Source organism: Halalkalibacter krulwichiae (assembly GCF_002109385.1).
GTDB lineage: Bacteria > Bacillota > Bacilli > Bacillales > Bacillaceae_D > Halalkalibacter > Halalkalibacter krulwichiae.
The window spans coordinates 2536661-2550140 of the sequence record NZ_CP020814.1; the positions used below are offsets into that span (position 1 = coordinate 2536661).

At 36.9% G+C, this 13480-nt stretch carries 14 protein-coding genes; 2 read left to right on the forward strand and 12 right to left on the reverse strand.

The genetic code is table 11. The annotated features are described in order from the left end of the window. Positions 1 to 72: 72 nt before the first annotated feature. Entirely contained in the window at positions 73 to 1041 is a 969-nt protein-coding gene (locus BkAM31D_RS12810; RefSeq protein WP_066149862.1) for a bile acid:sodium symporter family protein, read from the forward strand. Between the two features lie 116 nt (positions 1042 to 1157). On the opposite strand, the gene BkAM31D_RS12815 is transcribed toward BkAM31D_RS12810, so the two are convergent. The 12 genes from BkAM31D_RS12815 to BkAM31D_RS12865 form a co-directional block, all read right to left on the reverse strand. Continuing rightward, positions 1158 to 1721, reverse strand: coding sequence for a peptidoglycan-binding domain-containing protein (locus BkAM31D_RS12815; RefSeq protein WP_066149865.1), 564 nt, complete (start codon positions 1719 to 1721; stop codon positions 1158 to 1160). Positions 1722 to 1867: 146 nt separating this feature from the next. Then, a complete protein-coding gene (locus tag BkAM31D_RS12820) occupies positions 1868 to 2911 on the reverse strand; it encodes an aldose epimerase family protein (protein WP_066149868.1) in 1044 nt (347 codons plus the stop codon). A 265-nt stretch (positions 2912 to 3176) separates the two neighbouring features. Further along, positions 3177 to 3587 carry a hypothetical protein gene (locus BkAM31D_RS24720; RefSeq protein WP_306807392.1) on the reverse strand — a complete coding sequence of 137 codons (411 nt, stop codon included), beginning with the start codon at positions 3585 to 3587 and terminating at the stop codon, positions 3177 to 3179. Positions 3588 to 3798: 211 nt separating this feature from the next. Continuing rightward, positions 3799 to 4302, reverse strand: a complete 504-nt coding sequence (locus BkAM31D_RS12830) for an MATE family efflux transporter (RefSeq protein WP_257391568.1) — start codon at positions 4300 to 4302, stop codon at positions 3799 to 3801. A 479-nt stretch (positions 4303 to 4781) separates the two neighbouring features. After that, on the reverse strand, positions 4782 to 5552 hold the full coding sequence (locus BkAM31D_RS12835; protein WP_066149871.1) for an ABC transporter ATP-binding protein: 771 nt from the start codon (positions 5550 to 5552) through the stop codon (positions 4782 to 4784). After that, positions 5549 to 6367, reverse strand: a complete 819-nt coding sequence (locus tag BkAM31D_RS12840; RefSeq protein ID WP_066149874.1) for an ABC transporter ATP-binding protein — start codon at positions 6365 to 6367, stop codon at positions 5549 to 5551. Before BkAM31D_RS12840 ends, BkAM31D_RS12835 begins: the two co-directional genes overlap by 4 nt. A gap of 11 nt (positions 6368 to 6378) precedes the next feature. Next, positions 6379 to 7212 carry a nickel transporter permease gene (nikC, locus tag BkAM31D_RS12845; RefSeq protein ID WP_066149877.1) on the reverse strand — a complete coding sequence of 278 codons (834 nt, stop codon included), beginning with the start codon at positions 7210 to 7212 and terminating at the stop codon, positions 6379 to 6381. Beyond that, entirely contained in the window at positions 7212 to 8162 is a 951-nt protein-coding gene (nikB, locus tag BkAM31D_RS12850) for a nickel ABC transporter permease (RefSeq protein ID WP_066149880.1), read from the reverse strand. Before nikB ends, nikC begins: the two co-directional genes overlap by 1 nt. Before the next feature lie 123 nt (positions 8163 to 8285). After that, positions 8286 to 8468 (reverse strand): hypothetical protein, encoded by a 183-nt coding sequence (locus BkAM31D_RS24395; RefSeq protein ID WP_257391569.1) that lies wholly within the window; start codon positions 8466 to 8468, stop codon positions 8286 to 8288. Positions 8469 to 8563: 95 nt separating this feature from the next. Next, the gene (locus BkAM31D_RS12855) at positions 8564 to 9835 is read right to left on the reverse strand and encodes an ABC transporter substrate-binding protein (protein ID WP_257391570.1); all 1272 of its coding nucleotides are present in this window, start codon (positions 9833 to 9835) and stop codon (positions 8564 to 8566) included. 587 nt (positions 9836 to 10422) lie between these two features. Beyond that, positions 10423 to 10767 carry a YhjD family protein gene (locus tag BkAM31D_RS12860; RefSeq protein WP_066149886.1) on the reverse strand — a complete coding sequence of 115 codons (345 nt, stop codon included), beginning with the start codon at positions 10765 to 10767 and terminating at the stop codon, positions 10423 to 10425. Positions 10768 to 11021: 254 nt separating this feature from the next. Beyond that, complete coding sequence (locus BkAM31D_RS12865; protein WP_066149889.1) at positions 11022 to 11645, reverse strand: TetR/AcrR family transcriptional regulator; 624 nt, start codon at positions 11643 to 11645, stop codon at positions 11022 to 11024. Positions 11646 to 11810: 165 nt separating this feature from the next. Between BkAM31D_RS12865 and BkAM31D_RS12870 the strand changes: the two genes are divergently transcribed. Next, a complete protein-coding gene (locus BkAM31D_RS12870; protein WP_066149892.1) occupies positions 11811 to 13271 on the forward strand; it encodes an MDR family MFS transporter in 1461 nt (486 codons plus the stop codon). Positions 13272 to 13480: the final 209 nt, after the last annotated feature.

The window sequence follows — 13480 nt, forward strand, 5'->3', positions numbered from 1 at the left end:
CTCCTATATTTCGTTTCTCTAAAGTGTTACAATCTATAAAAAAGATAAAGAGATAGTATGGGGGATTACATTATGAGTGGAATACGTTCTTTTAGTCAATTTGTAAGTAAATATTTTGCGGTCATTGTTATCGCTATTAGTGTGATTGCTTATTTGTCACCTAATACATTCACCTGGATTGCACCGCATATTACATTGTTACTTGGGATTATTATGTTTGGAATGGGTTTGACGTTAAAAGTAACTGATTTTAGCGTCGCCTTTAAGAAGCCCATTCCAGTTATTATCGGGGTTATTGCACAATTTGTGATTATGCCGCTTGTAGCTTTTGGATTAGCGATCGCCTTAAATTTACCACCTGAGTTAGCAGCTGGACTTGTATTAGTCGGGGCATGCCCTGGAGGAACAGCATCAAATGTCATGGTGTACTTAGCAAAAGGAGATGTCCCAGTTTCCGTTGCAATGACTTCCATTTCAACATTACTTGCACCGATCCTTACTCCTTTTATTTTATTTATTTTGGCAGATCAATGGTTACCTGTTGATGCAGGGGCGATGTTTACTTCTATTATTAAAGTCATTATTATTCCAATTGCCTTAGGAATTCTTTTAAGAAGACTAATGCCCAATTTTGTTGATAAAAGCACTGCCGCTCTGCCACTAGTTTCAATTGCTGCAATTCTTGCGATCGTATCAGCTGTTGTAGGTGCAAACAAAGAAAACATTGCTACAACTGGTTTGTTACTTTTCATTGCTGTAATGCTTCATAACTCAATTGGATTGTTATTAGGTTATGTTACAGCAAAACTTGTTGGTCTAGATGAAGCGAAACGAAGAGCAATCTCTATTGAAGTTGGTATGCAAAACTCTGGATTAGGTGCATCACTTGCTACCGTTCATTTTTCACCGTTAGCTGCTTTGCCAAGTGCATTATTCTCTGTATGGCACAACATTTCTGGACCGCTTCTTGTAACCCTTTGGGGCTGGATTGACAGTAAAAAAGGTAAGGTAGATGTCGATACGAAGACAACTTCTCTCTAGGAAAAAAATGTAAAAACCCAACAAAGCTGTCATTTGATATGCTCTGTTGGGTTTTATCATTCAAAGTATTTCAAACTAGAAAATGAGATAAATCATTCAATAATGATCACAAATACTTAATCATTCAATACTTTATCCATCACCGATTTCGTTTTTGGTCCGAAAATTCCATCATTCGCTAAATCAGGAAAGCGTTGTTGAAACTTAATTACTGCCGCTCTCGTTTGCGGTCCATAAACACCATCAACAGAAAGATTATAGCTCATATCGCTTAAGCCTTTTTGTAGTGCTTTAACCGCCTCCCCGCGACTCCCCATTTTTAAAGTACCTTCTGCAAATCCAAATGAATTAACCTCTTTCGAAAGTGCGGCATGAGTTTTAGAACCATATACTCCGTCATTTGCTAGCTCACTTTTTGATTTCTGAAAGGCGAGAACGGCTGTTTTTGTATTAGGTCCAAAGATTCCATCCTCTGTTAGCTCCGCCCCCATTGCTTTATTTAAAGCACGTTGCATAATTTTTACATTTTCTCCCTTTGCCCCTTCTTTAAGAACGACTGAGGTCGAAAGGTCAAAAATTGAATAATTTATACTTTCTTGCGCTCCTACTCCTGCAGGTATACCGACTAATAAAACTGACGCCGTAAGAACTGTTGCCGTTAACATTTTCCATTTATTCATTTTATCCATCTCCCTAGTTTTTATAATTCGATAATAAAACGAGAGATTGGTTTTGATCGTTACAAATAAATAAAATATTTTCTTCAACCTAAAGAAATTGAATTAGCGAGCAAGGAAAGTCCCTTCTCACTACTTTCCATCATTTCTCAAGACAGAAACATATAGCTTGTCGTTCGACGATAGCCTTCACCTTTAGGAAGAATGCAAGATGTGAAATGAGGATGATGAATAGAATCAGGTGGCTCTTGCGTTTCTAAACAGAGCCCTAAATACTTTTGTGCGGGAACTCCTCTTATTTCAAAATCAGTCGCCATTTGATTACTCGAATATAATACAACACACTCATTATCTGTCTTCACTGTTAGTATACGACCACTAATCTCATCCTTTAATTCAATTTCCTTTTGTTTATCTCCTTTTAAAAGGAAGGGATGATCGTATCCATTTCCTACCAATTGAATTTGCTCATGAGAAGAACCAATTCCACTTTCTATCAATCGTCCATCGCGAAAATCAAACGGAGTGTTTTCAACAGACAACACTTCACCAGTTGGCAACAAATCTTCTCCAAGTTCTAAAAATTCTTCACTTTTTAACGTTAAATGATGATTTAAAATATTCCTTTTTAAATTTCCACTTAAATTAAAGTAAGTATGATTTGTTAAATTTACTAATGTTGTTTGGTCGCTTTCAGCAAAATAACTAATTGTTAATTCATTGGTATTAGTTAGTGTGTACTTCACTTTCACGTCTAAATTTCCTGGATACCCTCCCTCTCCGTCTATACTTCGATATGAAAACTCAACTCCTACTTCATGTTCTGTTTCAAAAGGAGTGGATGACCAAATTTGATGGCTAAACCCATCTCCTCCTCCATGAAGATGGTTATCTCCCTCATTTTTTTCTAAATCAAAGCTTCTTCCCTCTAATTCAAAATGACCACCTTTAATTCGGCCAGCAACTCTTCCGACAACTGTTCCAAAATAAGGAGAATGATTCTCATAATCTTCAATCGTATCGAAACCTAAAACAATATTTTCTAACACTCCGTTTTGATCAGGAGTTATTATTTTTGTGATGATACATCCATAATTAATACAAGAGACTTCCAATCCATTTTCGCCTTTCATTGTATAAGACGTGATGGTATTTCCATGTAGTTCACCAAATTTTTCTTGAGTAATTTTCATCATACAGCTCCTTTTATGTAGTAAATAATCCTATAAAGATGGTAGCATGTTCATTGTAATATACATAAGTAGAAAATGGTAAATACCATTAGATTATTTTATTAATAAACCTTATTAAACTCTCTTTACTACAAAACTTTTTGAACCTACCAGTTTTTAAAAAGACCATCAGAATATTAAAAACACCTTAATCTCTATTGACAATGAGATTAAGGCTTTATACTTCGCTTTTAAGAGCATGTAAACGATTCGATTTGACGTAAGCTCACACCGAAATATACCCATCTAAAACCATTCCATCTAAAACCCGAGATAGATCTACGTCCAACAAATGTTGGATAGTACCAAAATTGCTGACGATTTCGTAGCCAAACATAAGTAAATCGGAACAAACATCTTCTAATACTCCCTGGATCAATTGCGAAAGCTTGAGCTTGTTGTGACTGCGCCGGAACAAAAGCTGGTGGTGGTGCACTTGGCGGACCTGCTCCTGGACCTTGACCTGGCGGTGAACCTTGAGGGGGCCTGGTGGCTGAATACCTGCTCCTGCTCCTGGTGGCGGGAACATCGGACCAAACTGTCTTTCATAATAAGGTAAGTAACTATCGTTCTCTTCTTGGAATGGAATAGAGTAAAAGTTACCGAATTGACTAGAATTATCATAATTTGAATACATACAAACACTCCTTTTCATTTTTATATACCACCATATTCACAACCCTTGGGCACATCAACTTGTACATGTAAATTAGACATTTTTAGAATGCAAAAAAACAATCGTCTTAAGTAACGATTGCTCCGTTGTAGGAAATTGAAATAAAAGCTAAATAAAAAAAGATAAAAATAAGGCTGTGTTTTCTTAAGTCAATTGCCAAACTTTCTCTTCGTTAACTTCGGCACATACATAAATTAAAAAACGATCTCGCTAAACTAAATAATACAAAAGATAGCCAAACTCCATGGTTTTGACAAACATTCAAAGTGCTAGTACAGACACAACAAGCGCTAACACAACGGAGTCCCTGATCGGACCAGCCTCTGTTGCACCTGAGAGAATGCCTTCTAAATTGAAGCGCCCAAAAACCAAAGAAAGGAAATATCATCATCCAGAAAATAAAGGCTAAAGCTGTTACCTTTACTTCTGAAATGTTTGTAAAGAAAGAAACAATTATCTCTCCAAAAAGTACCATGCATAATAACAATACTATAGCTGAAACAAATCCCCATTGTGCTGATAAAATAAATGACCGTTTATATAAAGATAATTGGTTTCCACCCACAGCTCTCCCAACAAGAATACTTGGTGCATTGGCAAAGCCACCTAACAAGTAGGCCATGATATAGTGAATCTGCAATAATATCGTAGTTACTGCAAGCGTAACTTCTCCCATACTGTCACCCGTTGCAGTGAACATAACAGTCATTGTAAGTAAACAAATAGTCCGCAAGAATAAGTCTCGGTTAACTTTCCACATTTTTTAGTGACACAGGATCAATCAACACCTGTACGCTTAAGATCTTTATAATAATTACTCTTAGTACGAAAAATAACCCATCCACCGAAAATTACAGCCGAAAGGCATAAGCTACTCCACTTACCCAAACCCAAAACCTATAACAATAACGATATCTAACACGTAGGAAGCCTAGCAACCAGTACAGCGTATTAAATATCACCGTACCTATCGCTACTCCACCAATTGTTGCAGGATCAGGCATCCTTCCGACAACAGCCGTATCAACTGCATCTAAAATGGGGGTGGAAACGCCCGAAATATGAGCGGAATAGCTAGTAATAAATATTTTCGATGGCTATCTTTTGTATCTTGATCGATGCTGCCTCTGCCTTCATAACTTTTCCCTTCTCAACTTATTCAGTTTGAGCTGCTTGAATTAATGCCTTTGTATAAGGGTGGCGCTCCTTTTGGTAAAGGTCTTTTATGTTGAATTGATCAACCATTACACCTTTTTTTAAGACAATCACTCTTTGACATATAAACGTGACCGCTCTTAAATCATGCGAAATAAACAATATCGCCATATTCGATCGTTTCTGAAGGTCTTTCAGCAAATGTAAAATCTGAACTTGAAGCATAACATCTAAACTTGCAGTAGGCTCATCACAAATTAACAGTTCTGGTTCAATACTGATAGCTCTAGCAATATTGACTCTCTGCTTTTGTCCACCACTTAAGCTTCCTGGATTCCGATAGGCCAGCTGCTTTTCTAACCCAACGCTTTGTAGTAACTTTTCTGCAACGTTTTTTTTTGAAAGTCCTTTTAATTGGATGAAAGAAGGTGTAACTTCCTTATAATTATCTAGAGGTTCTGTTACGCTTTTCCAAATCGGGAGTTTAGGATTTAAAGTATTTGAAGAATCTTGGAAAATCATCTGAACCTTCTTTCTAAATTGACGTAATTGAGTCGGTTTCTTTGGAGGGATTACGTTACCATTGAAAGTAATCAGACCTTGTTGATAAGGCTCTAAGCCAAGCAAGACTCTCGCTAATGTACTTTTGCCACTGCCACTTTCTCCGACAATTCCTACACACTCTCCTTTCTCCAATTGAAAAGAGAGGTCTTTTAATACTTTCATGTTCTTAAAAAATTGTTTAGATACATTTTGTACGAGTAAAGTCATATCGTAACCAACCTCTCCTTTTTAATTGATGGATCTTCAGGCAAAGCAAGTAAACAAGAACAAAGCTTTTTTGTATAAGGATGCTTATGATGACAACGAATTTCTTCTGGTAAACCTTCTTCTACGATCTCACCCTGCTGCATGACATACATACGATCAGTCCATTTATACGCCTTGGTCAAATCATGTGTAATCATTAGCACAGAACAGCCAGTTTCATTTCGAAGTTGATCAAGATAATGTAACACTTTTTCACCATTAAGTACGTCCAATGCCGTCGTTATTTCGTCACAAATGAGTAAAGCTGGTTTTAATGCTAACGCCATTGCAATAGCAGCACGTTGAACCTGTCCACCACTAAGTTGGAATGAATAACTTTGATAAACCCGTTTTGAATCTAATCCCATTATATGAAGAGACTGTATAGCTAGATCTTGTGCCTCTTTTTTTCTGATTTTTTGATGCGCACATATTGTTTCTACAATTTGCTTCCCGATTTTTATATAAGGAGTAAAGCTACTTCGATAGTCTTGAAAGATATAACCAATTTCATTTCCAAGTTTCTTTCGATGTGTCCTTGAAGTCCATTTTGATATATCTTCATTTTTGAATAAGATTTGACCTTTTGCCTTCAAATCTTGTGAGAGAAGCCTCATTATCGCTTTCGCTGTCAAACTTTTGCCACTGCCACTTTCTCCAATTAGCCCGACGATTTCTCCTTTCTTTATTTCTAAATGAACCTTTTTCAAAAGGTGGCTTTCTTCTGAACGATTTATAATCTTTAAATCTTGAATTGATAGTAATAGTTCATTCACAGACCTTCCTCCTAATTACGGATGTCAAAGTAGCTCTTCAACCCATCGCCAAGCAGGTTACAACATAGAACTGTAATCATAATTGCCAACCCTGGGTAAATCATTAAAGTAGGTTCAACTTGAAAATAGGTACGACCATCATTTAGCATTGCTCCCCATTCTGGAAGGGGTGGCTGCGCACCTAGACCAATATAAGATAATGCAGAAATAAGCAGAATAACTTTACCAACATCAATTGTAGCCATGACAATTATATCTGGTATTATTTGCGGCACTATGTGCATTCGAATGGTTTTAAGTGAGCTCGAATAGGAAATCTTTGATACTTGTACATACTCTTTTTCTTTTTCAGCAAGAACTAACCCGCGGACAACACGTGCATAAACGATCCACCTTACCAAAACAATTGCAATGACAATATTCGTTAAGCTTGGCCCCAAGATGCCAGCTATGGCAATCGCCAAAATAAAATCTGGAAAAGCAAGAACACCATCAATCACCCGCATAAAAAAAGCATCTATTCTACCGCCTAAATAACCTGAAAAAAGACCTATTGGAATACCTATCATAACGGCCATTACTATCGCAACTATCCCCAGTCCTATCGTGAGCTTTGCACCGTAAACGATTCGAGAAAAGACATCCCGTCCTAATTGATCGGTACCGAGCCAATGAATCAATGATGCACCTTGGAGCCGATTATTCATATCGATTTGGAAGGGATCATGACGTATAAGCGATTCACCAAAGAACATTATGCATACAAGTACGATTGCCAATATGAGTCCTATACTCATGTTTGGATTAGTAATGAAACGCCTACTTTTTATTATCGTTGTATCCATTAGCTTACTTCCTTTCCTTGATGAATTTGGGGATTTATAATGCTATATAGTAAATCCACAATAAGATTACAAGTAATTACTAATAGACCAACAACCATAATGTACCCTTGGATAACGGGATAATCTCGCTGCATAACTGCATCTACAATCAACTCTCCCATGCCTGGCCATGAAAACAGAATCTCAATAACAGTAACCCCACCTAGCAAACTACTAATACTCAACCCAAACATCGTTACGAATGGTATAAGACTTCCTCTTAGGGCATGAAAAACAAGAATTCTTCCAGGCCTTAACCCCCTTGCTTTTGCCGCTTCTATGTAAGAACTTTGTAATGTTGCGACTAAGCGTTCACGAAGTAACTTAATATACATAGGAGCCATTGCAACACCAAGTGTAATGGAAGGCAATACAAAATGGGCCCATGTTCCTTTTCCCATAACCGGTAGCCAATTGAATTTTAATGAAAAAACATAAATCAACAACAATCCAAGCCAAAAACTAGGAATGGAGGCCCCTAACATCGCCACCCATCTGCTTAAATAGTCTGGCCATCGCCCTTCAAAAACAGCTCCCAGTATTCCAAGTGGAACGGAAATGATTAATAGAACGACTAAACCTCCTACCGCTAAGGAAATGGTTGCTGGCAATCTGTTCATAATCATTTCGAACACGGGTTTTTTCGCAACGATGGATTCCCCGAGATCCATTTGAACAGCCCTCAATAACCAATCTTTATATTGGGAGATGATCGGTTGATCAAAGCCATATTCCCCAAGCAACCTTTCTTCTTCCGTAGTTGTCGAAATAATATCGTCTACTTTTAAAATTGATCTTATTGGGTCACCAGGAGTCACCTTCATTAACAAAAAGGTTAGAAAAGAAAGAACCAAAATCATGATTATTAATTGAATCATTCTCGACCCTATAATAGACAAAATACTTCTCATGTTTGTTTGATCACCTGCCCCCTTAAAAAAATCACAAGAAAATGAAAGTATCAAAGACACTTTCATCTCTTTATATTTGAATTTGAAATTCAATCTATCTATTTATTCATTCACCTAGTTCAATCAATTGTCTGCACTCACATCCATCTCATTAGTAATGAGATAATATTCTTCAGGTCCTGGACTCCAGTTTTTTACACGTTCATTCACTCCTACAATAATGTGAGGGTATAAAATAAATGATTGAGGTAACTCCTTTTGAATAATAGATACTGCTTGTTTTTGTAAAGCAATTCTCTCCTTCATGTCTGATGTAACATTTAACTGTCCTGTTATTTCATTTAATTCGGGTATATTAATTCCCCCTGGATTTAATGAACCGTCAGGTAAATATGCAACATTTAGAAAATACCCGCCGTCTCCCTAGGGGCTGTTAAGTTTGAGTATGTGACTATATCCCATTGATCTTGTTGATCCCACAAATAACTATCAATATTTTCAACTGTCACAATATTGATCGTAACCCCTATTGCGGCAGCTTCTGCTTGTAAGTATTGTGCCATTAACGGTAGTTCTGGACGCCCTTGAAAAGTCGCTAACGTTAACTCGAGAATCTTTCCGTCTTTTTCAAGCTTGCCATTTTCGTTTTGTTTATAGCCAGCTTCATGTAACAATTGCTCTGCTTGAGCTGGATCATAAAGTTGCGGCTCTTCATTACTTGAAAATTCAAAATTCAAATTGAATGGTCCATTCGCGGCAGTTGCATGACCATTCATGATTTCACTCACTGCAACAGGACGATTCACTAGTAAATCAATTGCTTTACGAACATTTTTATCCTGTAGAGTAGGTTTTAGAGCATTATAAAGAATAAAGTGAACACGTAAACTAGGAACTGATTCAACTCGTAGTTGATCGCTTTCTTCAATAGGTGCTAACGTTTCTGGAGGTAAATGATAAGCAATATCCGCTTCACCTGATTGCAAGGCTAGAGCTCGAACATTTCCATCAGAGTTGAATTTCACTGTTACTTCATCAATATTGGCAACACCATCCCAATAATCATCATAGCTTTCAAGCTGTATTTCAGCTTCTGTTTTAAAGTCCACAACTTTAAATGGACCAGTTGCAATAGGTCTTTCACTACTATTTTCTGTATCAGCTTTAATAATAGACGTATTTGTATGTACAAGTTCAGATAGAAAAGAGGGATACTCTTCTGTTGTAACAAATGTAATCTCTTGCCCTTCGGCTTCCATCGATTCAATTTTTAAATTTGACGAAATGGCATTGTTAACTTTGATCAGTCGTTCGAACGAAGCTTTTACAGCTTTCCCATCAACCTTTGTTCCATCGTGAAAAGTAACTCCTTCCCTTATCGTAAACGTCCAGGTTTTCTCATCTATTTGCTTCCACGATTCTGCGACCCATGGCTTGATCGCTAAATCCTCATCCACCTTTACGAGCGTTTCTGCAATCCCTGCTCGTACTCCCATCCAATCTTGATGAGGATCAATGGTTGCAGATGCAAAACTAAACAATAGAGTGATAGACTTAACGTCCGAAGAAGTAGATTCAGGATGTGAGACTGTTTCATTTTTATTATTGCAACCTACCATCATCATTAGAATAGTCGCAACAAGTAAATATAAAATTACATGCTTATTGAACATCCATTTAGCTCCTTTTTTATAATGAGTAAGCCTTTTGTAATGTATGGCCAATGGCTTATCATTAGAAAAGTCTTACAAGTACAAAAGTCGTAATAATTACGATTTACAAACGCTACCTACCTCCTTGCCTATAAATATCGTACGACGCCAATTTCGTAATGATTACTATTTGCATTCATTTAATATAATAGATGTTTTATTGTCCGTCAATACACTTTTGTTGCCTTTCTGGAAAATTGACATTTAATAAAAGTCAACACAAACTTTGTCATCTCTTATATTACACGCTTTCCCTTTCATATTGATTATTTCTTTCGCTCTATACAAATATTTACTAACCTCTCAAAAGCAAGTAAGGCTTAAACACCTTCTTCTCGGGATGTTAATATTGTTAAAATGCACCCCTATTCATCAATAGAGGTGCATGAAGACATAGTAACCGTAATTAACCTATCTTCACTCCTCTTTCTATGACCTGTAGGTTTTAATTAGAGGTAGATATCTTCTGACTTAGGTTCATTACTTCATTTACTTTTTTTCATCGTTTCTTTATCAATCAATTGAAGTTATCATTTTCCCGCTCTTTCTTACTTATTAAGATAACTCATCACATACTTCTGCACATCGTTTTTCATTAGGTGGGGAAACAAGTGAATTTCTCTCTCATATCCACGACAGTATAAAAGGTAAAGGCATGTATTATTTTGCTTTCCTTTATCTATGACTTTCATTCCTTTCCTATGCATTTCTAACTTCAATCGTCCAATATCCATTCCTACTTTATTAATAGCCCCTTCAACCAACAATAAATATGGTTCTTTAAATTTCAAACCTGCGTTACTAATTCGTCTTAAATCACTTTCTAGAACTTTGCGGGCTAAAGGCAAGTAGATAAAGCGAAATGCTAAGGCAGTATCTTCATTCGTAATCAATTGGATCACCTTCTGTATATTTTCTTACATTATATAGGAACATTTGTTCTGTTTTCAAGTTTATAACACATTTTTATGTAAGAAAGAAGTAAGAAAGCAGTCACACTATCTTTTTTATTTACCTTCATTGTTTGACTCGATTGATTCTGCGGTTTATTTAGAATTGCCCTTGACCATCCATCAAGCTTTTTCAAAAAAAAAGAAGTCTTACCCTATTTTATTTAAGGGCTAGACTCCTCTTTTTCATCACTGTTTTACTTAATTACTGTTTCAAGCATAGGTAACATTAATTTATCAATAATTTGTTCGATATATTCTTTATTAAACGGTTTATGAACACCAAAAGAACGATAAATGAACAAAGCAGGTCCTAAATCGGAAAGCAATTCTAAATCTTTCGTATTAAGATGGTGGCCTTCTTTTAAAAAAGGTGAAATGATCGTTTTAATCGCTTTTTGATGACGACGGTTTATATCAATATGCAGCTTCTCCTCCAACTCTTTGTTATGAGCCATCGCTGCTCCAATAGCTGAAAGCGCATGCTGATGAACCTTTTGTTCATGTTGAAAACTAATACAAATCAGTTGAATCAATTGTTCTCGTAGACCTTGGCTTCTATCTACTCTTTCTAACAATGTTTCATTTGGATTGATTAACGATGCAGCATCAATAACTAGATCTACTTTCGAAGACCATCTACGATAGATCGTAGCTTTTCCTACTTTCGCATAGTTAGCTACCGCTTCAATCGTCAAAGCGTCATAGCCTGTTTGTGCTAGCAAATCCAAAGTGGCTTCTAAGATTACTTTGTTGCGTGACAAGTCTAGAGGCCTACCACGTTTTGATTGATCTTTCTTTACAGATTTCTCTACCTGCACATAAATCCCTCCATACTTACTTCCGTTCACGTCTACACTTTAATAATAACATAACATTCTAATTTTTTCTTTTTAAATACGATACCGTTGCGTTTCGTTAATGCAAGTGATAATATAAATTGCACGACATCGTACCGAAATTATTTAGAACAAGGGGGAAGTTAAATGGCTCTTACAGCAATAGAACAGCCAACTAATTCCAATCACAAATCAGATATAAAAGTACTGCCACTACTTGCAGTCCTATTATCTGGTGCTTTTGTCGCTATATTAAGCGAAACTATATTAAACGTTGCCTTGAATGCGATAATGGTAGATTATGCGGTTGCTTCAAGTACTGCCCAATGGCTTGTCACTGGATATATGCTTGTCATAGGGACACTGATTCCAATCTCCGCTTATTTTATGCAACGATTTACAACACGCCAACTGTTTATAACTGCTATGTCGTTATTCACAATTGGAACAATCATTTCTGGAGTTAGCCCAGTATTTTCTATCCTACTTGTTGGTAGATTAACGCAAGCGGTCGGAACAGCGATCATGATTCCACTTTTAACAAACATCATCCTAACAGTGATTCCAATTGAGCGACGTGGTGCGGCAATGGGCATGTTAGGATTAGTAATTATGTTTGCGCCAGCGATTGGTCCTACTGTATCTGGATTGATTGTAGAAAACCTAACATGGCGTTGGTTATTCTATTTAATTACACCAATCTCTTTATTATCATTATTATTTGGCATAAAAGTCTTACAAAATGTGTCTGAAACAACTCGACCGAAACTCGATCTTTTATCTTTTCTCTTCTCTACAGTCGGTTTTGGAGGAATCGTCTTTGGCTTTAGTGCTGCCGGAAAGGGAGATGCATCTTTTTCTGATCCACTAGTTGCTTCAGCATTAATCATCGGTTTTAGCTCTCTACTTCTTTTCAGTTGGCGCCAATTGAAGCTTGAGACACCATTACTTGATATCCGCGTATTCCGTTATCCGATGTTCTTAATCGGACTGCTAATGGTGATGCTAGTAATGATGACGATGTTCGCAATGATGCTCGTCATGCCAATCTATATGCAAGGGGCCTTATTATTTAGTGCTGTTACAGCTGGCCTTATTATGCTTCCAGGAGGTCTTTTAAATGGTGCAATGTCTCCTTTTATGGGACGTCTGTTTGACAAACTAGGCCCTCGTCCTTTATTAATTCCTGGAACGATCATCCTTGCAATCATTGTCTTCACCTATCGATTCACCACTCCAGGGATCGCCGTTGAATTTGTCGTTATACAGCAAATGATTCTAATGGCAGCTGTTGCGATGATTATGATGCCTGCACAAACGAATGGATTAAATCAACTACCTGTTCAGCTCTATCCACATGGAACAGCGATTATGAATACACTCATGCAGGTCTCAGGTGCTATCGGAGCGGCACTATTCATTTCCGTAATGGAAAATGGACAACAGAAATATCTCTCCAATTTAGGAATTGACAATCCGACAGCCGAACAAGCAATTGAAGCGTTAACTTATGGCTCTCAACAGTCATTTTCCACTGGCTTCATCCTTGCCTGTGTTGCCATTGTTCTTTCTCTATTTGTATATCGAAGTACTCAAGTTGCGAAGTAATATGATTGAAAAAGCAAAGCTAAATAAAGTGAATCCTTTGTAAGTACACTTTATAAAACGATGCCATTTTTCAGTTGCATTTATTCCTTTCATATATGAATGTAATTCGTTAGAAAAACTTTTTTGTACAAGCTACTAACATTCAATATATATAACTCATTTTTAAGGTTTCTAGTACAGCTACCGCACCGATCATCTCCTCACTTGAA